21 protein-coding genes are annotated in these 20,283 nt (G+C 64.4%); 13 read left to right on the top strand and 8 right to left on the bottom strand.

All coding sequences use genetic code 11. The features are described 5' to 3' along the window. Positions 1–120 precede the first annotated feature (120 nt). The 6 genes from K1X15_RS05915 to K1X15_RS05890 all read left to right on the top strand — a co-directional run bounded on the left by K1X15_RS05915 (position 121) and on the right by K1X15_RS05890 (position 5,553). Positions 121–1,191 (top strand): LptF/LptG family permease, encoded by a 1,071-nt coding sequence (locus tag K1X15_RS05915; protein WP_220306574.1) that lies wholly within the window; start codon positions 121–123, stop codon positions 1,189–1,191. Continuing rightward, positions 1,188–2,261, top strand: coding sequence for an LptF/LptG family permease (locus K1X15_RS05910; RefSeq protein ID WP_220306573.1), 1,074 nt, complete (start codon positions 1,188–1,190; stop codon positions 2,259–2,261). The genes K1X15_RS05915 and K1X15_RS05910 overlap by 4 nt, the downstream gene beginning before the upstream one ends. A gap of 103 nt (positions 2,262–2,364) precedes the next feature. Continuing rightward, the gene (locus K1X15_RS05905) at positions 2,365–3,255 is read left to right on the top strand and encodes a peptidylprolyl isomerase (RefSeq protein ID WP_220306572.1); all 891 of its coding nucleotides are present in this window, start codon (positions 2,365–2,367) and stop codon (positions 3,253–3,255) included. A 94-nt stretch (positions 3,256–3,349) separates the two neighbouring features. After that, entirely contained in the window at positions 3,350–4,351 is a 1,002-nt protein-coding gene (pdxA, locus tag K1X15_RS05900; protein WP_220306571.1) for a 4-hydroxythreonine-4-phosphate dehydrogenase PdxA, read from the top strand. Beyond that, positions 4,348–5,190, top strand: a complete 843-nt coding sequence (gene rsmA, locus K1X15_RS05895) for a 16S rRNA (adenine(1518)-N(6)/adenine(1519)-N(6))-dimethyltransferase RsmA (protein WP_220306570.1) — start codon at positions 4,348–4,350, stop codon at positions 5,188–5,190. Before pdxA ends, rsmA begins: the two co-directional genes overlap by 4 nt. Positions 5,191–5,232: 42 nt before the next feature. Further along, positions 5,233–5,553: a hypothetical protein gene (locus K1X15_RS05890; RefSeq protein ID WP_220306569.1), complete on the top strand. Its 321-nt coding sequence runs from the start codon at positions 5,233–5,235 to the stop codon at positions 5,551–5,553. A 7-nt stretch (positions 5,554–5,560) separates the two neighbouring features. On the opposite strand, the gene K1X15_RS05885 is transcribed toward K1X15_RS05890, so the two are convergent. The 8 genes from K1X15_RS05885 to fabD all read right to left on the bottom strand — a co-directional run bounded on the left by K1X15_RS05885 (position 5,561) and on the right by fabD (position 13,278). Further along, entirely contained in the window at positions 5,561–6,790 is a 1,230-nt protein-coding gene (locus tag K1X15_RS05885; protein WP_220306568.1) for an MFS transporter, read from the bottom strand. A 133-nt stretch (positions 6,791–6,923) separates the two neighbouring features. Continuing rightward, positions 6,924–7,562 (bottom strand): guanylate kinase, encoded by a 639-nt coding sequence (gmk, locus tag K1X15_RS05880; protein WP_240549675.1) that lies wholly within the window; start codon positions 7,560–7,562, stop codon positions 6,924–6,926. Positions 7,563–7,573: 11 nt separating this feature from the next. Beyond that, on the bottom strand, positions 7,574–8,458 hold the full coding sequence (locus tag K1X15_RS05875) for a YicC/YloC family endoribonuclease (protein WP_240549674.1): 885 nt from the start codon (positions 8,456–8,458) through the stop codon (positions 7,574–7,576). Then, a complete protein-coding gene (gene mltG / locus K1X15_RS05870) occupies positions 8,455–9,576 on the bottom strand; it encodes an endolytic transglycosylase MltG (RefSeq protein WP_220306567.1) in 1,122 nt (373 codons plus the stop codon). Before mltG ends, K1X15_RS05875 begins: the two co-directional genes overlap by 4 nt. Before the next feature lie 211 nt (positions 9,577–9,787). Further along, a complete protein-coding gene (fabF, locus tag K1X15_RS05865; protein WP_220307450.1) occupies positions 9,788–11,050 on the bottom strand; it encodes a beta-ketoacyl-ACP synthase II in 1,263 nt (420 codons plus the stop codon). Positions 11,051–11,079: 29 nt separating this feature from the next. Continuing rightward, entirely contained in the window at positions 11,080–11,316 is a 237-nt protein-coding gene (locus tag K1X15_RS05860; protein ID WP_046103861.1) for an acyl carrier protein, read from the bottom strand. 225 nt (positions 11,317–11,541) lie between these two features. Next, a complete protein-coding gene (fabG, locus tag K1X15_RS05855; RefSeq protein WP_220306566.1) occupies positions 11,542–12,279 on the bottom strand; it encodes a 3-oxoacyl-[acyl-carrier-protein] reductase in 738 nt (245 codons plus the stop codon). A gap of 48 nt (positions 12,280–12,327) precedes the next feature. Next, positions 12,328–13,278, bottom strand: a complete 951-nt coding sequence (fabD, locus tag K1X15_RS05850) for an ACP S-malonyltransferase (RefSeq protein WP_220306565.1) — start codon at positions 13,276–13,278, stop codon at positions 12,328–12,330. 320 nt (positions 13,279–13,598) lie between these two features. Here fabD and rpsF point away from each other — a divergent pair, with 320 nt between their 5' ends. The 7 genes from rpsF to radA all read left to right on the top strand — a co-directional run bounded on the left by rpsF (position 13,599) and on the right by radA (position 20,077). Beyond that, positions 13,599–13,997 (top strand): 30S ribosomal protein S6, encoded by a 399-nt coding sequence (gene rpsF / locus K1X15_RS05845; RefSeq protein WP_220306564.1) that lies wholly within the window; start codon positions 13,599–13,601, stop codon positions 13,995–13,997. An 18-nt stretch (positions 13,998–14,015) separates the two neighbouring features. Continuing rightward, positions 14,016–14,270 (top strand): 30S ribosomal protein S18, encoded by a 255-nt coding sequence (rpsR, locus tag K1X15_RS05840; protein WP_067450285.1) that lies wholly within the window; start codon positions 14,016–14,018, stop codon positions 14,268–14,270. A 210-nt stretch (positions 14,271–14,480) separates the two neighbouring features. Further along, the gene (gene rplI, locus K1X15_RS05835; RefSeq protein WP_220306563.1) at positions 14,481–15,047 is read left to right on the top strand and encodes a 50S ribosomal protein L9; all 567 of its coding nucleotides are present in this window, start codon (positions 14,481–14,483) and stop codon (positions 15,045–15,047) included. Between the two features lie 232 nt (positions 15,048–15,279). Next, positions 15,280–16,764, top strand: coding sequence for a replicative DNA helicase (locus tag K1X15_RS05830; protein WP_220306562.1), 1,485 nt, complete (start codon positions 15,280–15,282; stop codon positions 16,762–16,764). 2 nt (positions 16,765–16,766) lie between these two features. After that, positions 16,767–17,894: an alanine racemase gene (alr, locus tag K1X15_RS05825; RefSeq protein WP_220306561.1), complete on the top strand. Its 1,128-nt coding sequence runs from the start codon at positions 16,767–16,769 to the stop codon at positions 17,892–17,894. 221 nt (positions 17,895–18,115) lie between these two features. Beyond that, complete coding sequence (locus tag K1X15_RS05820; protein WP_220306560.1) at positions 18,116–18,670, top strand: DUF1697 domain-containing protein; 555 nt, start codon at positions 18,116–18,118, stop codon at positions 18,668–18,670. Beyond that, positions 18,671–20,077, top strand: a complete 1,407-nt coding sequence (gene radA / locus K1X15_RS05815; protein ID WP_220306559.1) for a DNA repair protein RadA — start codon at positions 18,671–18,673, stop codon at positions 20,075–20,077. The last annotated feature ends 206 nt before the right edge of the window (positions 20,078–20,283 follow it).

Genomic DNA, 20,283 nt, shown 5'->3' with positions numbered 1-20,283 from the left:
GAGTCGCGTGCCATAGGTGGAGCGGCGGCGTCAGGGTGCGTTGTGCCCCGGCGCCAACTGCCGCAATCTGAACGCCGACTGTTTCCCGTGGCCAAGAAGGTGGACTGACGTTCAATCCTCATGAGACGCCTGACGCGCTACCTGACGAGGCTGTTTGCCACCGATGCCATGATTCTGTTTGGGATCGTGTGTTTCCTGCTCTGGCTGGTCAATTGCCTGCGCTCATTCGACGTCGTCTCGGTCAAGGGGCAAGGCTTCGGGACGCTGGCCCTGCAGGCGCTCTACACCATGCCGCCGCTGGCCCTGTCCTTCTTCTATATCTGCGTCGGCATCGGCGTGGTGCGGGCGCTGACGGCGCTCCAGACCAGCCATGAGCTCCACATCATCCACACCAGCAACGGCATGTCGGGGCTGTGGCGGGCAACGGCCGCCACGAGCGCCGTGGCCATCGTTGCGGTGCTGCTGCTGGCGCATGTGATCGAGCCGCTGGCCAATCGCCAGCTCAACCAGCTCTCGGCGGAAGTCGCGGCGGACCTGGTCAGCTCGACGCTCAAGCCGCGCCGTTTCACCCAGGTCACACCCGGGGTGATCCTGCTCATCGGCGGCCGCGCCGATGGCGGGGTGATCACCGAATTCTTCGCCGACGATCGGCGCGATCCTGAAACACGGCGGACCTATATAGCCGCCTCGGCCAAGGTTCTGGGCGTGGGCGAGGACTATGTGCTCGAGCTCAACGACGGGACGCTGCAATATACCGAGGCCGACGGTCGCTACTCGGAAATTCGCTTCTCCAGCTACAATGTCAGCGTGGAGAGCCTGGCGCAGCAGACGCTGCAGGTCGACGAGCTCGCGGAGATGGACAGCTTCAGCCTGATCGACCGCGCCCTTAACCAGACGGGCTGGCAGCCTGCCATCGTCCAGCGTCTGCTCGATCGTTCGGCCGAGGCGCTGCGGGTGCTGGGCCTGGTGCTGCTGGTGGTGGCGATTGCCGGATTTCCCAGCGGCAACCGCACGCGTCTCAAGCTGCCGCTCGAGGCTATCGTCATGGTGCTCGCCTTCGGGGAACGCGGCATCAGCGCCTATAGTCCGCTGGGCAGTGGCACCGGCGCCATCATCCTCATCGTCCTGGCCGTGACCGTGCTGGCCGTCCGTACCTGGCCTCGCCGGGTGATTGCGGAGGCAGCGGCATGATCAATCGTATCGACATCGTCGTGCTGACGCGGCTTTCGAGCCGCATTGCGGCGACCGTGTTCATCTTCTACGGGCTGATCGCGCTGGTGGAGTCGCTCGACACCTGGCGCTTCAATTTCGTGGCCGAGCAACGCGGGCTGCATATGGCCATTGTGATGGTCGCGATGAGCGCGGTGCGCTGGACCATCAAGACCCTGCCGGTGACCGTGCTCATGGGCGCCATCCTGGGCCTGGTCGATCTCAAGCTGCGACACGAACTGACCGTCATCAAGACCAGCGGCATCTCGATCTGGCGGGTGCTGCGGGCGCCCGTCCTGGTGCTGATCGCCGCCAGCTTTCTGATTGCCCTGGGGGCGGAGACCCTCAGCACCCAGATCAATCGCGAGCTTGCCCCCACCCCGCCGGGCCAGACGGCCCAATTGACCCCGCCCGGCGAGATCTGGCTCGAGCAGCGTGGCGAAGGCGCACATTACGTACTCATGGCGCGCAATATGTCCCAGGGCGGCGCCTTGCTGGCCGATGTCACCCTGTTCCACCTCGAGGGAAGCGACCTGCCTCGGCTGGAGGCCCCGGAGGCCATTCTCGAAGCGGGCCAATGGCGCTTTCCGACAGCCACAGTGCGCGTACCGGACGGGCCGGCCCGGACACTGCGCGATGTTCTGGTGCCGACGACCTCGCGCCCGGCCGAGATCAGCCTCAAGCTGGCCTCGACCGAGGACATGACGTTTTTCGAATTGGCGCGATTGCTGCAGCGGGGGATCAGCGATCCTTCGGTCCGCTCGGCCACCGCCATGCGGCTGATCAAGCTCCTGGCGCTGCCGCTGGTGCTGACCGGGTCGCTGTTGATCGCCTTTGCCTTCACCGCCGGCTACAATCGCAGGACCCAGTTCGGCCCCGCCGTGCTCTACGGTGTCGTGTTGGGTTTCATCGTCTTCATCATCACCGAAATGGCGGACCGGGCGGGCTCGACGGGCGTCGTCGATCCCGTCTTCGCGGCTGTCGGGCCGGCCGTTGTCGCCATCGTGATCGGGGTCAGCGTGCTGCTGCGCAAGGAGGATGGCTGGACCTGAACCGGGCGCGGCCCGCATTCGGATTTTGGCCGTATTCATCGACCAATTGACAGCGTGGCCACAACGCCGCATTGAAGGCGCTACTCGAGAAGCGGACCAAACCATGACCTTTTCAGACCTCCGGCGCGCCTTGGGCGCGATGTTCATCGGCCTCGCGCTGGCATTCATCCCGGCCGTCCCGGCCATGGCCGCCACCGTGGTGACGGTGAATGGGGAGCCGATCAGCGACGTGCAGGTCGACCAGCGCCTGCGCCTGTTCCGCATGGAAGGCAATAATACCGGCCGCAATGGTGCGCTGGAGCAATTGATCACCGAGGCGATCCAGATCCAGGAAGCCAAGCGTCTCGGGATCAACGTGTCCAACGCGCAGGTCGACGAGGCCCTGCTGCAGATCGCCCGCAATCTCAATGTCAGCCGCGACAAGCTGCAGCAGATGCTGCAACAGGGCGGCGTCAGCTCTGCGACCCTGCAGGATCGCCTGCGCGCTGCAATCGCGTGGAACGGTGTAACCGAGGCCGTCGTGGCACCGCAGGTGCAGGTCTCCGAGCTTGAGCTGGACCAGCAGGCGGCCCAGCAGATCGCCGATTTCCAGAAGTTCGACTATATCCTCAAGGAAGTGGTGTTTATCGGCGGCGGTGGCCGCTCGGGCCAGGCCAATCGCTACCGCTCCAGCTTTGCCGGCTGCGACACGGCGGTCGAACTCTCGCTGGCCTATACCGACGTCGCCGTTGTCGATATCGGCCGCCGCCACGCCACTCAGATACCTGACCCGATCGCCAAGGAACTGGCGGGGCTCAATGTTGGCGGCATCACCAAGCCGCGGGCGGTGGAGAATGGTCTTTCCATGCTGGCAGTCTGCGAGAAAGTGCAGGCCGAGGACCTGACCTTCGTCAAGGGCGGACTGCGCGAGGATGCCGGCGGCGACGCCATGGCCGCGGAAACCAAGGCCTATCTCGAACGCCTGCGCAGCCAGGCCAAGATCATCTACCAGTAGGACTGGGCGGTCTCGACCGCGGAACCATGGCCCGGAGCCGGGCGGAAAGAAGCGGTCGCAGCATCATGCGGCCGCTCTGTCTTTGGGGGACAGAATGCCAGCACCTCTAGCGGTGACCATGGGAGAGCCGGCCGGCATCGGGCCGGACCTATTGCTTGCGCTCTATGCGCAGCGCGTCGAGCGCCAGTTGCCGCCTTTCGTGGTGTTCGGGCATGTCGATTTTCTCAGGGCAAGGGCGCAGCGACTGGGGCTGAATATCGACGTCATTCCGGCCGATCCCTATGAGGGTATGAAGGCCTTTGCCCGCGCCCTGCCGGTGTTTCCGATAAGCGGCCCCATTGAGGACACGCCGGGTGAGCCAAGCAGCGACACCGGAGAGGCGGTGATAGACAGCATCGAGCGAGCAGTAACCGCCGTTCAGGATGGCACCTGCCGCGCCGTGGTCACGGCGCCGATCCACAAAGGTGTGCTCTACCAGGCAGGTTTCTCCTATCCCGGCCACACCGAGTTTCTGGCGGCACTTTGCGCTCATGACGGGACAGCCCCCCTGCCGGTCATGATGCTGGCCCATGAAGACCTGCGAGCCGTGCCGCTGACCATTCACGTGCCCATCAAGGACGTGCCCGGGCTGATCAACCGCAAGCTGATCCTCGATACGCTGCGCGTGATGGCGCATGACCTCAGGCAGCGATTTCACATCGCGGCGCCCCGTATCGCGGTGGCCGGGCTCAATCCGCATGCGGGCGAAGGCGGCACCATCGGGCGCGAGGATGTCGAGATCATTGGCCCGGCCATTGCCGATGCCGTGGCCGAGGGGATCGACGCCGTGGGTCCCCTGCCCGGCGATACGCTGTTCTATCCGCCGCACTGGCGGCAATACGACGCCGTGCTCGCCATGTATCACGACCAGGCACTGATCCCGATCAAGACGGTCGCCTTCGATTCCGGGGTCAATGTCACCCTGGGCCTGCCTATCGTGCGCACTTCGCCCGATCACGGCACCGCCTTCGACCTTGCCGGCACCGGCAAGGCCTCCCCTTCCAGCTTCGCCGCGGCCATCGCCATGGCGGACCAGATGACGGCGCCAAAGCCATGAGCCAGATCGACAATCTTCCGCCGCTGCGCGAGGTCATCAATGTCCATGGGCTGCGTGCCAAGAAGGAGTTGGGCCAGAACTTTCTGCTCGACCTCAACCTGACAGCCCGCATCGCCCGTGTCGGCGGGTCGCTCGAGGGCGTGCGCGTCATCGAGGTGGGGCCGGGCCCCGGCGGTCTGACGCGCGCCCTGCTTGCCGAAGGCGCCCGCGAGGTCATCGCTATCGAACGCGACGCCCGGGCCCTGCCGGCACTGGCCGAAATCTCCGACGCCTATCCCGGCCGGCTCACGGTCATCGGCGGCGACGCGATGGAGATGGACTATCGCCTGCTGGCCGACGGTCCGACCCGGATCGTGGCCAATCTGCCCTATAATATCGGCACCCAGCTTCTCACCGGCTGGCTGACCATGGAGCCCTGGCCGCCCTTTTTCGAGAGCCTGACGCTGATGTTCCAGCGCGAGGTGGCCGAACGCATCGTCGCCAGGCCCGGCGACAATCACTATGGCCGCCTCGGCGTCCTTGCCGGCTGGCGGACCGATGCGCGCATCGCCTTCAATGTCTCGCGGCAGGCCTTCGTGCCGCCGCCCAGCGTGACCTCGGCCGTGGTGCATATCGTGCCCAAGCCTGTCGAGGAGGGTCTACCGGTGAAACTGGTCGAACAGGTCACCAAGGCCGCCTTCGGGCAACGCCGCAAGATGGTGCGGCAATCGCTGAAATCGCTGGGTGTTTCCGTGGAGGAACTGCTTGCGGCGGCCAGGCTTAAGGGCGACGAACGGGCCGAGGAACTGCCGATCGAGGCGTTCCTGGCCATGGCGCGGGCACTGCCGGGGCTGCGGTAAGTCCCCATCGTGCCGTCGAGCTAGCCGCTTGGAGGAACAGTGATGATAAATGGCTATCGGCTGACCACTAGACGTGGTCCCAAGGTCGACCCTTGGCTTGAGAGGTATCCGGCCCTATCCATACATGAAGTCATCGATCGCAAAATTACCCGTGTGATTGATATTTGGATCGACGGCCACACGGGAATTGCGCGCAGCAGGGATATGCTGGAGTTGGGCGGCAGTATGGTCCCTGAGCATCCCGACCCACATCCGGGGCCCGACATCCCGTTTACCGAGCTAACCAACGAGCAGTTCGAGCGCTTCTGGACGAATGCCGTCCGGCGGGTCGAGTGGGAACTTGGAACCAAGGTGCCGGAGTAGCCTCTCGCTAAGCCCCTATCGATGATTTCACTGGGCTCTCTGGCACCGGCAAGGGCGCCACGAATACCAGCCTCACAGCCACCAGCAAAGCCAACGCCGCCGCGCCGCCGCTGACCAGCATGACACCAGGCCAGCCCCAGGCCGTCCAGGCATAACCGCCGAGCGTGCCCAGGATCGATGCGCCGAGATAGTAGGCGACGAGATAAATTGCCGAGGCCTGCGCCTTGCCGGTGCGGGCGCGGCGTGTGACCCAGGCGCTGGCGATACCATGGGCGGCAAAGAAGCCCATGGTGGAGATGGCGAGACCGAGGATGATGACGAGGGTATCGTCGATCATGGTAACGGCCATGCCGGCCCCCATCAACGCCACCAGTGCCCAGAACACCTTGCGCCGACCCAGTCGCTGCGACAGCCCGCCCGCCCAGGTCGAGCTGGCGCTGCCCAGGAGATAGACGAGGAAAATCGCGGCAATGGCCGAATGGCTCAGCGCAAAGGGCGGCAAGGCCAGCCGGAAGCCGGCATAATTGTAGAGCGTGACGAAGCCGCCCATGAGCAGGAAAGCGCTGGCGAACAGCCAGGGCAGTGCAACATCGTCAAAGCTGGCCCGGCAGCGACGCCAAAGCTCCGCAAGACCAATCGGATCGCGCACGAGCTGCCGTGGCTTGGGCAGCAGGATGGCAACGGCGAGGGCGGCGAGAAGGATCAGTCCCGCCAGGATACCTGTGCCGAGGCGCCAGCCCAGCCAGTCCGAGAGCACGCCGGATATGACGCGGCCTGCCATGCCGCCAATGGCGGTGCCGCCGATATAGAGGCCCATGGAAAAGCCCAGCGCATCCGGGTCCATCTCCTCTGAGAGGTAGACCATGGCCACGGCGGGAATACCGGCCAGCGACACACCCATCAGCGTGCGCAATGTGATCAATTGCCACCAGATCTGCGTGAAAGGCAGCAGGATGCCCAGCAGCGCGGTGACGATCAGCGCGCCGACGATCAGCCGGCGCCGCCCCAGCCGATCGGCCAGCATGCTGGCCGGGATTAGCGCGACGGCCATGGTGGCCGTGGTTGCCGAGAGGGCCAGCGAGGCCGTGCCGGCATCGCGCACCCAATATTGCGCAAACATGGGCAGTAGCGGCTGCACCGAGTAGAGCGAGGCAAAGACCGAGAAGGCCGAGAGGAAAAAGGCGATGTTGGCGCGGAGGAATGCCGGCGTGCCGCGACGGATGGCGGGAGTGGTCATGGGGCGACGCGATTCATGAATGGCTTTCCACCGCAACAGAATCCTTGCCAAGCACTCGTGCCATTCGAGCGCAGCTCTCATGGCCTTTTCGCATCAAATCTCTCCACTGGAGAGATTTGCCCTGCGGGACTGCTCAAAGAGAATCGATCTGGCTCTGCAAGTCCTTGACGAAGCTGGCCAAATTCACCTGTCGCTCGCGCCTGAGGCGGGCCGAGGCAAGGATGGTGCGGACGCGGTCCACAGAGTGCTCGAGGTCGTTGTTGACGATCACGTAGTCGTATTCGCCATAATGGTCCATCTCGACGCGCGCATTCTTGAGGCGCTTCTCGATGGTGCCGACGCTGTCCTGGGCGCGACGTTCGAGGCGCGCCCGCAGCTCCTTGATCGATGGGGGCAGGATGAACACGGTCACCATGTCGGCCCGGCACTTCTCGTAGAGCTGCAGCGTGCCCTGGTAGTCGATGTCGAACAGGATGTCCTCGCCACGGGCGAGCTGTTCTTCCACCTGGGCACGCGGGGTACCGTAGAAATTGCCGTGCACCTCGGCCGATTCGAGCAGCTCGCCATCGCGCTGCATCTTCTTGAAGGTCTCGACGTCGATGAAATAGTAGTGTTTGCCATGCACCTCGTCGGTGCGGCGGGCGCGCGTGGTCACCGAAACCGAGAGCTTGATATTGGGATCGGCGCCGAACAGCGATCGGGAGATCGAGGATTTTCCTGCGCCTGACGGGGAGGCAATCACCAGCATGACGCCGCGGCGCTGAAATTCCATTTGACCTGTCTCTATTCGACGTTCTGAACCTGCTCGCGTAGTTGATCGATCACCGCCTTGAGGTCAAGACCGATGGCGGTGAGGTCCACTGCGTTTGCCTTGGAGCAGAGCGTATTGGCTTCGCGATTGAATTCCTGGGCGAGAAAGTCGAGCCGACGGCCGACCGGTCCGCCCTGCTCGATCAGGGTGCGGGCAGCCGCGATATGGGCGCGCAGCCGGTCCAGCTCTTCCTGGATATCGGCCTTGGTGGCGAGCAGCAGCGCTTCCTGCGCCAGCCGCTCCTGTGACAAGCCGGGGTCGTCGCGCAGGGCGGCCAGCTGCGCGCGCAGGCGGATCTCGATGGCGGCGCGGGACCGGGCGGGATGGGTCTCGGCCTTGTCGACCAGCAAGGCGATGGAATCGAGCTGCCCGCGCAGGACCGCGGCGATTTCCGCGCCTTCCTGCAGCCGTGCAGCCTTGAGACGCTCGATGGCCTCGGCAGCGCAGTCGAGGATCAAGGCCGCTTGCTCGTCCTCGTCCGTCGCCCCTGCCCCCTCATCGAGTTCCAGCACACCGGGCAGTGCCAATATGCCGTCGAGGCGCGGCGGCGCCGCATCGACCTGACGCAGGTCCTCAAGCGCGGCAATCACCGTCGCCAACGCTTGCTGGTTGACGCGCACGGCGCCGCTGCCAGCGCCGCGATCCAGCGTCACCACGAGGTTGATCGAGCCACGGCTGAGGGTCTTCGAGAGCAGTTGGCGCAGCGGGATTTCAACCGCGTCCAGCCCCGGCGCCAAGCGCAGCCGCATGTCTAGCCCGCGGCCATTGACGGATTTCAGTTCGATGCGCACCCGCAAGGGTCCGGCCTGCCGCTCGGCGCGGGCAAAACCGGTCATGCTGGAAAGCGCTGCACTCACTGCTGCGTATCGCCTTCGGCGGCGGCCTCGGCCTCCTGGGCCTCCAGCGCCTGGCGCGCGGCCTCCGCCTCGGCTTCGGCCTGGGCAGCAGCCTCGGCTGCGATCTCGCGATAGCGCGCTACATTCTCCTGGTGCTCGGCATAAGTCTCGGCAAAGACATGCCCTTCGCGCGGGGTCGCGCCCTTGGCCACGAAATAGAGATAGTCGTGGCTGTCGGGATTTGCGACGGCCTGCAGCGCCTCGATGCCCGGATTGGCGATGGGCGTCGGCGGCAGCCCATCAATCTGATAGGTATTGTATGGTGTCTTGCCCTCGATTTCGGAGCGACGAATGCCGCGATCCAGCGTCGATTGCCCCAGCGTGATGCCATAGATGATGGTCGGGTCGGACTGCAGGCGCATGCCTTCGCGCAGGCGATTGACGAAGACAGCGGCGATCTGCGGCCGCTCGCTGGCAATCCCGGTTTCCTTCTCCACGATCGAGGCCAGGATGAGCAGCTCTGCCGGGGATTCGAGCGGCAGGTCGGCTTGGCGGGTCTCCCATACCTCGGCCAGGGCCTGGGTCATTGCCAGTTGCATGTCGTCGAGCACGGATTGGCGCGTGTCCCCCGGCGTGTAGTCATAGCTGCCGGGCAGGATCGAGCCTTCGGGCGGCAATTGGTCGATGGAGCCGGTCAGCCGGTCATCGGCATTGATGCGCTGTATCGCCTGCCAGACCGTCCAGCCCTCGGGAATGGTCACCGCATAGCGCAGCGGATTGCCCGTGGTCAGTTCCTTGAGGATTTCCGACATGCTGGCGCCGGCAGGGATATTGAAGTCGCCGGCCTTGACGACGGCGCTGTCTTCCACGCGGCTGCCGAACTGGCTGAAGATGAAGGCATTGCTGATGAAGCCCTGGTCCTCGAGCCGTGCTGCGGTCGTCGAAAGCGTATTGCCGGACTCGACCCGGAAGACGCGATCCTCGCGCGTCGGGCCATCGCCGTAATATTGCGAGGCAACATAGAAGAAGCCGCCGCCGGCCACTACAAGGCCTATGACCAGCAAGGTCAGCAGGCCGTTGAGGACGTCGATCAAGCCATTGCCCGAGCGGCGGCGGCGCCGGTTCCTGCGGTCGTTCATCTTCCCTGTCACTCGCGAATTGGGCCTGTTGTCACTTCGACGATGCGGAACAAAGGTTCCGGCTATCCGCGCGAAGCGATTTCGGCCTTCATGTCATTGTTCTTGCGCCAAACTGTGGCGGGGCACCGGCATTGTTGGCGATGGCGCGGCGCAAAGACAAGGGGCACACCGCATCCCGTGCGATGTGCCCCCTACAATTTTCATCAAAAACTCAGCTGACCTTGCGCATCACCAGCGTGGCATTGGTGCCGCCAAAACCGAAGCTGTTGGACAGGGCCACGTTGATTTCCTTCTTGATGGGCGTGTGCGGCACCAGATTGATCTCGGTCTCGACCGAAGGATTGTCGAGGTTGAGCGTGGGCGGCGCAACGCCGTCGCGCATCGCCAGCAGGCAGAAGATCGCTTCCACCGAACCGGCAGCACCGAGCAAATGGCCGACAGCCGACTTGGTCGAGCTCATAACTGCCTTGGGTGCGGCATCGCCCAAAACGCGGGTCACGGCGCCAAGCTCGATCTCGTCGCCCAGCGGCGTCGAGGTGCCATGGGCGTTGATGTAGTCGATATCGGCCGGAGAGATGCCGGCACGCTTGACTGCCGCGCTCATGGCGCGGAAACCGCCATCGCCATCGGGCGAAGGGGCGGTAATGTGGTAGGCGTCGCCGCTGAGGCCATAGCCGATCACTTCGCCATAGATCTTGGCGCCGCGGGCCTTGGCTCGCTCATAGTCTTCGAGAACGACAATGCCGGCGCCCTCGCCCATGACGAAACCATCGCGGTCCTTGTCATAGGGCCGCGAGGCGGCGGTGGGGTTGTCGTTGAAGCCGGTCGAGAGCGCGCGGGCGGCCGAGAAGCCGGCCAGCGAGAGGCGGTTGACGCAGCTTTCCGTGCCGCCGGCAACCATCACGTCGGCATCGCCCAGGGCGATGAGACGCGCGGCGTCGCCAATGGCATGGGCCCCGGTCGAACAGGCCGTGACCACCGAGTGGTTGGGGCCCTTCAGGCCGAAGCGGATCGAGACATGGCCCGAGGCCAGGTTGATCAGGCGCCCGGGGATGAAGAAGGGGCTGATACGGCGCGGCCCCTTTTCATGCAGCGTAATGGAGGCATCGTAGATGCCGCCAATGCCGCCAATTCCCGAGCCGATCAGGACGCCAGTGCGTTCCTGCTCTTCCTGGGTCTTGGGTTCCACGCCCGCATCCTGGATGGCCTGAGTGGCCGCAGCCATGGCATAGACGATGAACGCATCGACCTTGCGCTGCTCCTTGACCTCCATCCACTCGTCGGGGTTGTACTTGCCGTCGGCATAGTCCCCGAGTGGAATACGATGGGCGATCTGGCAGGCAATATCGTCGATCTCGAAATCGTCGATACGCTTGGCGCCACTCTTGCTGGCAAGGATGTTGGCCCAGGTCGGCTCAACACCGCAACCAAGCGGCGTGACTAATCCCAGTCCGGTGACGACGACTCGGCGCAATTCCATGGTCAGCGGCCTAGCCCCCAGTCTTAGCTGGTGGCCTTGGTCAGGAAGGCGACCGCATCACCGAAGGTCTGGATCGACTCGGCAGCGTCATCGGGGATTTCGACCGAGAATTCTTCCTCGAAAGCCATCACCAGCTCGACCTGATCCAGGGAGTCAGCACCCAGATCGTCGATGAAGCTGGCCTTCTCGGTGACCTTCTCGGCATCCACATTGAGGTGTTCCACAACGATCTTGCGGACCCGATCAGCGACATCGCTCATATTTGACTTCCCTTTTTAGAAATCGACGTTTCAATTCGCTTCTTATTGGCGCAAAGCCAAATCATCAAGCGCAGTGTTGGTTTGCACAGGGGCAATGTAAGCGGCCTTCCAGGCGCCCGCAAGGCAGGCCGGCAGAAGAGACCGGGGCGCGAGGTATCACGTTTCTTCCGCCATAGCCAGCCGCGTTCGGCCCGGTTTCCAAGGCTTTCGCCCTGAAAACCAGCACTAGATCATCGCCATGCCGCCGTTCACGTTGAGCGTATGGCCGGTGATATAGGCGGCGCCGTCGCTGGCGAGAAAAACCGCGCAGGCCGCCACTTCCTGGGCCGTGCCGAGCCGTCCCGCGGGGACGGTCGAGAGGATCGACTCACGTTGCTTGTCGTTGAGTTCGTCGGTCATGGCCGAGGCGATGAAGCCGGGCGCGATGGAGTTCACGGTGATGTTGCGGCTCGCGACCTCATAGGCCAGCGCCTTGTTCATGCCGATCAGCCCGGCCTTGGAGGCGGCATAATTGCCCTGCCCCGGATTGCCCATGACGCCGACCACCGAGGAGATGCCGATGATGCGGCCCCAGCGCTGCTTCATCATCCCGCGCAGCACCGCGCGGTTGAGATGGAAAGCCGCTGTCAGGTTGACGGCCAGCACCTCGTCCCATTCCTCATCCTTCATACGCATGAACAGATTGTCACGCGTCATGCCGGCATTGTTGACCAGAATATCGAGACCACCCATGGCCGCCTCGGCGCTGGGCACCAGCTTGTCGACCTCTTCGAGCTTGCTCAGATTTGCCGGCAGGATCGGGCAGTCCTTGCCGATGTCCTTGGCGGTGTCTTCGAGGGCGCCGACCCGCGTTCCCGAAAGCGCCACCGTCGCGCCTGCAGCGGCCAGCGCCTTGGCGATTTCGCGGCCGATGCCGCCGCTGGCGCCGGTGACGAGGGCGCGTTTACCAGAAAGATCAAACATTTAGGTCTCCTCCGAGGAGAAAGCGATTCAAGCGCTTCAGACTTTGATTCAGGCGTTGAGCTGCGCGACGAAGGCTTCGATATCGGCCGGCGAGCCGATGGCCTGGGCCGTTGCGTCGGTGGCAATGCGCTTGGCAAGGCCAGTGAGCACCTTGCCCGTGCCCAGCTCCACCAGATTGGTGACGCCACCCTGGGTGGTGAGCCAGGTGACGCTTTCGGTCCAGCGCACGACCCCGGTGACCTGTTCGACCAGCCGCTGGCGGATTTCATCGGGATCGGTAATTGGTGCGGCCAGCACATTGGCGACCAGGGGCACCACGGGTGCCTTCATGTCGACTTCGGCAAGCGCTGCGGCCATAGCGTCGGCGGCCGGTTGCATCAGCGAGCAGTGGAACGGCGCGCTGACCGGCAGCAGCAAGGCGCGCTTGGCGCCCTTGCCCTTGGCGATCTCGACGGCGCGCTCGACGGCGGCGGTTCCCCCGGAAATCACGACCTGGCCGGGCGCGTTGTCATTGGCAACATCGCAGACTTCACCTTGGCCGGCCTCCGCGGCCACTGCCCTGGCAGTGTCGAGATCGAGGCCGAGCAGCGCCGCCATGGCGCCATGGCCGACCGGCACGGCTTTCTGCATTGCCTGGCCGCGCGTGCGCAGGAGGCGCGCGGCATCGGTAAGGCTGAACGTGCCGGCGGCGCACAGGGCAGAATATTCGCCCAGCGAATGGCCGGCGACAAACTTGGCGTGGTCCTTGAGCGAGACACCCTTGGCCTCGAGCACACGCACCACGGCCACGGAAACGGCCATCAGCGCGGGCTGGGCGTTCTCGGTCAGGCGCAGAATGTCCTCGGGACCTTCGAACATGGTGGCCGAGAGGCGCTCGCCCAGAGCTTCGTCGACTTCCTGGAAGACGGCGCGGGCCACGGGATATTCGTGGGCGAGATCCTTGCCCATGCCGACGGCCTGGCTGCCCTGGCCGGGAAAGGTGAATGCAGTGCTGGACATGACGAGTCCCCCCTTTGCAAACCAATGTGACAACCCGCACGGGGGCTGTCCAGTTGCCGCGGGCTTTGCCGGGAGTGTGTGGCGGTGTCAAGGCGCAGCGGCCACGGCGCTTGCCTTCTCCCCCTGTTTCCCCTATAGGCACGCCAGCAATTCGTTTGGCCGGGGGCTGAACGGAGGGTTTTCGCTTTGGCGAAGACAGGGTCCGCCGGACCCGGCCTCCCGTGTTCCCGCTCTTTGCAAGACTGCTTTGACGCCTTTCCGGCTTCGAAGGGGCTCCGCGCCAGGCATTGCTGAGACAAACTCGAAAGGAAGGCGCATCAATGGCCCTTTACGAACACATCTACCTCGCTCGCCAGGACGTGTCCCAGCAGCAGGTCGAAGAACTCACCGCAGCACTGACCGAAGTCCTCGGCCAGGGTGGCGGCAAGGTGACCAAGAACGAATACTGGGGCCTCAAGGGTCTCTCCTACCGCATCCGCAAGAACCGCAAGGCGCACTACACCCTGCTCAACATCGAAGCCCCGGCCGCTGCCGTCGCCGAGATGGAGCGCCAGATGCGCATCAATGAAGACATCCTGCGCTTCATGACCGTGCGCGTGGACGAGTTGGAAGAAGGCCCGTCGGCAATGATGCAGAAGCGCGACCGTGACGACCGCGAAGGCGGCCGCGGTGGTGATCGTGGCGGCTTCTCCGGCGAACGCCGTCCGCGCCGCTTCTAAGACAAGGAACGAGTCCAAATGGCTATCAAAGACCTTACCACTTCCCAGGCCCGCCGCCCGTTCCAGCGTCGTCGCAAGACCTGCCCGTTCTCGGGCGAGGGCGCGCCCAAGATCGACTACAAGGACGTGCGCCTGCTCTCGCGCTACGTGTCGGAGCGCGGCAAGATCGTGCCGAGCCGCATCACCGCCGTTTCGGCCAAGAAGCAGCGTGAGCTGGCCCGTGCCATCAAGCGCGCCCGCTTCATCGGCCTGATGCCCTACGCCGTTCAATAAGCTCGCCGGGACGGCGATCTTGCGGCGTCCGCCTGCGCTTCCGGTGCTCACGTACTGATGTACGCTCCGCTCCGGTTCTCGGCAGCCACCGCCATCTCATCCGTCCCGACGGCTTCTTGAGGCACCTCACCGCAAGGTGAAACGTTGGGGTCGCGAATGGTTCGCGGCTCCTAACCGCCCCAGAGGCGGGACAGCCAAAGGAATAAAAATATGAAAGTCATTCTGCTCGAGCGCGTTGGCCGCACCGGCACCATCGGCGACGAAGTCAACGTCAAGGACGGCTTTGCCCGCAACTTCCTGCTGCCCCAGGGCAAGGCCCTGCGCGCCACGGAAGCCAACCGCAAGCGGTTCGAAAACGAGCGTGCTCACATTGAGCAGCGCAACGAAGAGCGCCGCAATGCCGCTGCAGGCATCGCCGAAGGCCTCAACGGCACGACCGTGACCATGATCCGCCAGGCCGGCGAAACCGGCCAGCTCTATGGTTCGGTTGCCGCCCGCGACATCGTCGAAGCCCTGGCTGTCGAAGGTTTCACCGTGCAGCGCAACCAGGTCGACCTGGCCGAAGCCATCAAGACGGTCGGCGTGCACTCGGTGTCGCTCGCCCTGCACCCGGAAGTCGAAGTCTCGATCACCGTCAACGTTGCCCGTTCGGCCGACGAAGCCGAGCGCCAGGCTGCCGGCGAGGACGTCACCGTTCATACGTTCGACACTGACGAGGATGGCGATTTCGCTGCCGGTCAGGCCGCTGCCGCCGCCGAAGACCGCTTCGAAGAGTAATCTTCGTTCAGGTTTGCCTTCGAAAGGCCGGGCCCAGTGCCCGGCCTTTTGTTTTTCCGGATCACGCCGGACGAATCGGCGGCCCGGCCACAGGCAAGGGGCGGCGCGCATAATTCACGATGTCCCCGGTGTTCACAGGGAACGTTTCCAGTACATTAACCCTGCTCCAGCTAGCCCAAGACTCAAGCCCGAGTCGCATGGTTAAGAAAGGTTAACGCCCACAGGAACCGTCATGGCCGAGATTGCACGCCTTCACCCCGCCGAAGACAAGTCCTTTCGCGTCGCCCCGCACAATGTGGAGGTGGAGCAGGCGCTGCTGGGCGCCATCCTGATCAACAATGACGCCTTCTATCGCGTCGCCGATTTCCTGCTGCCGGAGCACTTCTACGAGCCCATCCACAGGGAGATCTATGAGCTGGCCGGCAAGATCATCCGCGCCGGCAAGGCGGCGGAACCGGCAACGCTCAAGACCCACCTGCCCGACCAGCTGCTGCCCGATGTCACCATGATGCAGTACCTCTCGCGCCTGGCGGCGGAGGCGACGACGGTGCTCAACGCCGCTGATTATGGCCAGGCCATTTATGACCTCGCTATCCGGCGCAACCTGATCATGGTGGGCGAGGAAATGGTCTCGGTCGCCTATGACGGCGATGTCGAGATGACGCCGGTCAAGCAGATCGAAAAGGTCGAGGGCGAGCTGTTCCAACTGGCGGAAAAGGGCCGTTATGACGGCGGCTTCCAGGCCTTTGGCGCCGCACTCAATGCCTCTATCCAGATGGCCGGCGAAGCCTTCCAGCGCGATGGCGGGCTTTCGGGCGTGGCCACGGACCTGCACGATCTCGACCGGCAGATGGGCGGGTTGCAGCGTTCCGACCTGATCATTCTCGCCGGCCGCCCTGCCATGGGCAAGACCTCGCTCGTCACCAACATCGCCTATAATGTCGCCAAGGCCTGGCGGGGCGATGTCACTCCCGACGGCCATTCCAAGACCGTCAATGGCGGCATTGTCGGCTTTTTCAGCCTGGAAATGAGTTCGGAACAGCTCGCCACGCGTATTCTGGCGGAGCAGGCGGAGATTTCCTCCTCCGACATCCGGCGCGGCCGCATCCACGACAACCAGTTTGCCAAGCTGGTCGATGTCAGCAACATGATGAGCAAGGTGCCGCTCTATATCGACGATACCGGCGGCATTTCGGTGGCCCAGCTTGCCGCCCGCGCCCGGCGCCTGAAGCGACAAAAGGGGCTCGACCTCCTCATCGTCGACTATCTGCAGTTGCTCTCTGGCTCGTCGAAGGCGTCGAGCCAGAATCGCGTGCAGGAGCTGACCGAGATCACCACCACGCTCAAGGCGCTGGCCAAGGAACTGGAAGTGCCGATCATCGCGCTTTCCCAGCTCTCCCGTCAGGTGGAAGCGCGCGACGACAAGCATCCGCAACTGGCCGACCTGCGCGAATCAGGTTCTATCGAGCAGGACGCGGACGTGGTTCTGTTCGTCTATCGCGAAGAATACTATCTCAAGAACAAGGAACCCAAAGAGGGCACGCCGGAGCATCTGACCTGGCAGGGGGAAATGGAGAAGGTGCACGGCAAGGCGGAAGTCATCATCGCCAAGCAGCGTCACGGTCCCACCGGCACGGTGCAGTTGAGCTTCGAGGCTCAATTTACCCGCTTTGGTAACCTTGCCCGGGCAGACTACCTGCCTGAACGCATGGAATAGGCATGGCGCTGACTTCGGGCCTTGGGGGCCAACTGAGCATCGATCTGGGGGCCCTGGCCCGGAACTGGCGAGCCCTGGACAAGGTGAGCGCCGGCGCATTGACGGCTGCGGTGGTCAAGGCCGACGCCTATGGCATTGGCATAGATGCGGCTTCGAAGGCGCTGCACGCGGCCGGCGCGCGCTTCTTCTTCGTGGCGACGCCCGATGAAGGCATGGCGGTGCGGGCCGCCCTGCCCGACGCGCACGTCTTCATCCTCTACGGGCTCTATCCGGGTGCGGCCAATCTCTACATCCGCCAGAACCTCATGCCCGTGCTCTCCTCCATGTCGATGCTGGAGGAGTGGCTGGCAAAGTGCGTCGAACGCAACGAGGCCTACCCGGCGGCCTTCCATTTCGATACCGGCATCAATCGCATCGGCTTCCGGCTCAACGAGGCGGGCCTGGTCCGCGAGCGGATCGAGGCGCTCGGCTATGCGCCACAGATGGTGATGAGCCACCTCGCCTGCGCCGACACGCCCAACCACGAGAAGAACCGCACGCAGCTGGCCCTGTTCGGCTCGGTCATGTCGCAGTTCCCGGGCATTCCCGCCTCCCTGGCGAACTCGGCTGGGCTGATGACGGGACGTGACTATCATTTCCAGATGGTGCGCCCGGGCATCGCGCTCTATGGCGGCCGTGCCGTCAATGGCCGCAAGAACCCCATGCAGCCCGTGGTGACATTGCATGTGCCCATCCTGCAGGTGGCCGAGGGCCGCACCGGCGAAACCGTGGGCTATGGCGCCGCCTATACGCTCAACCGCAATTCGCGGCTGGCGATCCTGGGCTATGGCTATGCGGACGGTTTCTTCCGCTCCCTGTCGGGCACCAATCAGCGGCCCGGCGGCAAGGTCTTCATCCGCGGCAAGCTGTGCCCGGTGATCGGCCGGATTTCCATGGACCTGACCGTGGTGGACGTCACCGAACTGGGCTCCGACTTGCCCATGCCCGGGGAAGGCGCCGAAGTGCTTGGCGCCCATATTGGCGTTGACGACCAGGCCGATGCCGCCGGCACCATCGGCTACGAAATCCTCACCAGCCTCAAGGGCCGCTACACGCGCAACTATGTCGGTGACGGCCGGCTGCCGGAGTAGCGTCAACCCGTGCGCAGCCGCCTGCTCATCGGCCCTAAGCGCTTGGCGCCATGGGCACGCTTCCTCGCAATCGGTCGGATGCGAAAGCCGCCTTTCACCGTGCAACCGCAAGCCGCGAGGCCGGGCGGTCGCTGGCGTTCACCCAAGGTGTTCTCATTTCGTTCTTGCCTCACCCCCGAGTTGACTGCTAGCCTCGCGCCCACTCAACGTCCGGATTCGACTTGCCCAGCTCTCCTCCCCTCTACGTCATCCTGCTGCGCGCCATCGGCCCGGCGACACACCGGCTGATGAGCATGGCGCAATGGCGGGAGGCCGCCGAACGAGCTGGATTCGTGGCGCCCGAAACACTGGTCAACACCGGCAACATGATTGCCGGCTTCGAGGGGACGGCGGCGGCCGCGCGCAAGGCGATGGAGCCGGTCCTGCGCCATTTCGGGTTGGGCGAGAATGTTGCGGCCATTGTCCGGACGCCGGCGCAATTGCGGCGGCTGGTCAAGGCGGACCCGATTGCCGATGCAGCGCAGAACCGGCCGGCGGAAACCGGCGTCTATTTCTTTGCTGCGGCCAAGCCGGACTTTGGCTTGATCAAGGAGCACGATGGCCCGGAGGCTATCCATATCGTGGCGGACCACCTGATGGTGGATTTCTCACAGGACGTGGCGCAATCGGGCAAGCTCATCCGCAAGATCGACAGGCTGTGCGGCCTCAACACGGCCCGCAACTGGAACACCACACGCAAGCTGGCCGAACGGGCCACGGCGCGGGAGAAAGCATAAGTGGCCAAGAACCGATCCCAATTCATCTGCCAGTCGTGCGGCGCCGTTTCGAGCCGATGGCAGGGGCGGTGCGATGCCTGCGGCGAATGGAACACCATAGTCGAAGAACTGGTGGATTCCGGTGTTGGTGCCGGCCCGAAGGCCGCCAAATCCAATGGCCGCCCTGCCAATCTTGTGCCGCTTTCGGGGGAGACCGAGAGTGCCGCGCGCGTCGTCACCGGCATCGCCGAACTGGACCGCGTGACCGGGGGTGGCTTCGTCAAGGGATCGGCCCTGCTGGTGGGCGGCGACCCGGGCATCGGCAAGTCGACACTGCTCCTGCAATCGGCGGCGGCGCTGGCGGCGCGGGGCAAGCGCGTCATCTATGTCTCGGGTGAAGAGGCGGTGGCGCAGGTGCGTCTGCGTGCGCAACGTCTCGGGCTGGGCGAGGCCGGTGTCCTGCTGGCCGCTGAAACCAATGTCGAGATCATTCTCGCGACCCTGGAGAATGGCCCGCCGCCGGACCTCGTCATCATCGATTCCATCCAGACCCTGTGGACCGACCGCGTGGACAGCGCCCCGGGCACCGTCACGCAGGTGCGCACCTCGGCCCAGGCGCTGACCCGGCTGGCCAAGAAGAGCGGCGCCGCCGTGGTGCTGGTCGGTCACGTCACCAAGGACGGGCAGATTGCCGGGCCGCGCGTGGTCGAGCACATGGTCGACGCCGTTCTCTATTTCGAGGGCGACTCCAGCCACACCTTCCGCATCCTGCGCGGGGTGAAGAACCGCTATGGCGCCACCGACGAGATCGGCGTCTTTGCCATGACCGAGCGGGGGCTTGAGCAGGTCGCCAATCCCTCCGCGCTCTTTCTCGACCAGCGCGACAAGGACGCGGCCGGCTCGGCAGTGTTTGCCGGCATGGAAGGCACGCGCCCGCTGCTCATCGAAATCCAGGCGCTGGTGGCACCCTCCCCGCTCGGCACGCCGCGCCGGGCCGTGGTGGGCTGGGACAGTTCGCGCCTCTCCATGGTTCTTGCGGTGCTTGAGACGCGCTGCGGGGTGCGTATCGGCGCCAATGACATCTATCTCAACGTCGCCGGCGGGCTGAAAATCAACGAGCCGGCAGCCGATCTGGCGGTGGCAGCGGCGCTGATCTCCTCGCTGACCGGAGCGGCCCTGCCTGCCGACGCGGTCTATTTCGGCGAGATTTCGCTGGCCGGCGGCGTACGCCCGGTGGTGCATGGTGCGCTGCGCCTGCGCGAGGCCGAGAAACTGGGCTTCGGTTCCGTGGTGACCGGCAAGTTGGGCAAGGCCGACCGCGCCTCGGGGCTTGAGGTCACGGAATATGCGCAATTGAGCGACATGGTCAGCCGTATCGCGGCCCAGGGCAAGCGCCCAATGCCCGAGCCGGAGCCGGAGGGCTGGTAAACAAAGTGTTTCCGGGGAGATCGGTCGAGCATGCAAAGGCTAGGCTTGGCAGGGCGCATCAAAGTCGCTAAAGGTCCGGCAAGAGCGCTATCCGGCCGGTGGCCGAGCGCTCTAGCTTTTGTTGGGCATGCTGAACTGTCCGGGAGTGGTCGCCACGTTCCGGTCCCATGCCAATAAGCCGGGGCGGCAAGGAAACAGGCGAAATC

The organism is Devosia salina (assembly GCF_019504385.1).
GTDB lineage: Bacteria > Pseudomonadota > Alphaproteobacteria > Rhizobiales > Devosiaceae > Devosia > Devosia salina.
This window is presented reverse-complemented; position numbering and strand designations above follow the sequence as displayed.

What these genes read in the sequence shown, in the direction of transcription:
- K1X15_RS05885 (WP_220306568.1), bottom strand. Translation starts at nt 6,790, where the DNA reads ATGACCACTCCCGCCATCCGTCGCGGCACGCCGGCATTCCTCCGCGCC.
- K1X15_RS05905 (WP_220306572.1), top strand. Translation starts at nt 2,365, where the DNA reads ATGACCTTTTCAGACCTCCGGCGCGCCTTGGGCGCGATGTTCATCGGC.
- rplI (WP_220306563.1), top strand. Translation starts at nt 14,481, where the DNA reads ATGAAAGTCATTCTGCTCGAGCGCGTTGGCCGCACCGGCACCATCGGC.
- K1X15_RS05830 (WP_220306562.1), top strand. Translation starts at nt 15,280, where the DNA reads ATGGCCGAGATTGCACGCCTTCACCCCGCCGAAGACAAGTCCTTTCGC.
- alr (WP_220306561.1), top strand. Translation starts at nt 16,767, where the DNA reads ATGGCGCTGACTTCGGGCCTTGGGGGCCAACTGAGCATCGATCTGGGG.
- mltG (WP_220306567.1), bottom strand. Translation starts at nt 9,576, where the DNA reads ATGAACGACCGCAGGAACCGGCGCCGCCGCCGCTCGGGCAATGGCTTG.
- K1X15_RS05910 (WP_220306573.1), top strand. Translation starts at nt 1,188, where the DNA reads ATGATCAATCGTATCGACATCGTCGTGCTGACGCGGCTTTCGAGCCGC.
- fabD (WP_220306565.1), bottom strand. Translation starts at nt 13,278, where the DNA reads ATGTCCAGCACTGCATTCACCTTTCCCGGCCAGGGCAGCCAGGCCGTC.
- fabG (WP_220306566.1), bottom strand. Translation starts at nt 12,279, where the DNA reads ATGTTTGATCTTTCTGGTAAACGCGCCCTCGTCACCGGCGCCAGCGGC.
- rpsF (WP_220306564.1), top strand. Translation starts at nt 13,599, where the DNA reads ATGGCCCTTTACGAACACATCTACCTCGCTCGCCAGGACGTGTCCCAG.
- rpsR (WP_067450285.1), top strand. Translation starts at nt 14,016, where the DNA reads ATGGCTATCAAAGACCTTACCACTTCCCAGGCCCGCCGCCCGTTCCAG.
- gmk (WP_240549675.1), bottom strand. Translation starts at nt 7,562, where the DNA reads ATGGAATTTCAGCGCCGCGGCGTCATGCTGGTGATTGCCTCCCCGTCA.
- K1X15_RS05860 (WP_046103861.1), bottom strand. Translation starts at nt 11,316, where the DNA reads ATGAGCGATGTCGCTGATCGGGTCCGCAAGATCGTTGTGGAACACCTC.
- K1X15_RS05915 (WP_220306574.1), top strand. Translation starts at nt 121, where the DNA reads ATGAGACGCCTGACGCGCTACCTGACGAGGCTGTTTGCCACCGATGCC.
- pdxA (WP_220306571.1), top strand. Translation starts at nt 3,350, where the DNA reads ATGCCAGCACCTCTAGCGGTGACCATGGGAGAGCCGGCCGGCATCGGG.
- rsmA (WP_220306570.1), top strand. Translation starts at nt 4,348, where the DNA reads ATGAGCCAGATCGACAATCTTCCGCCGCTGCGCGAGGTCATCAATGTC.
- K1X15_RS05890 (WP_220306569.1), top strand. Translation starts at nt 5,233, where the DNA reads ATGATAAATGGCTATCGGCTGACCACTAGACGTGGTCCCAAGGTCGAC.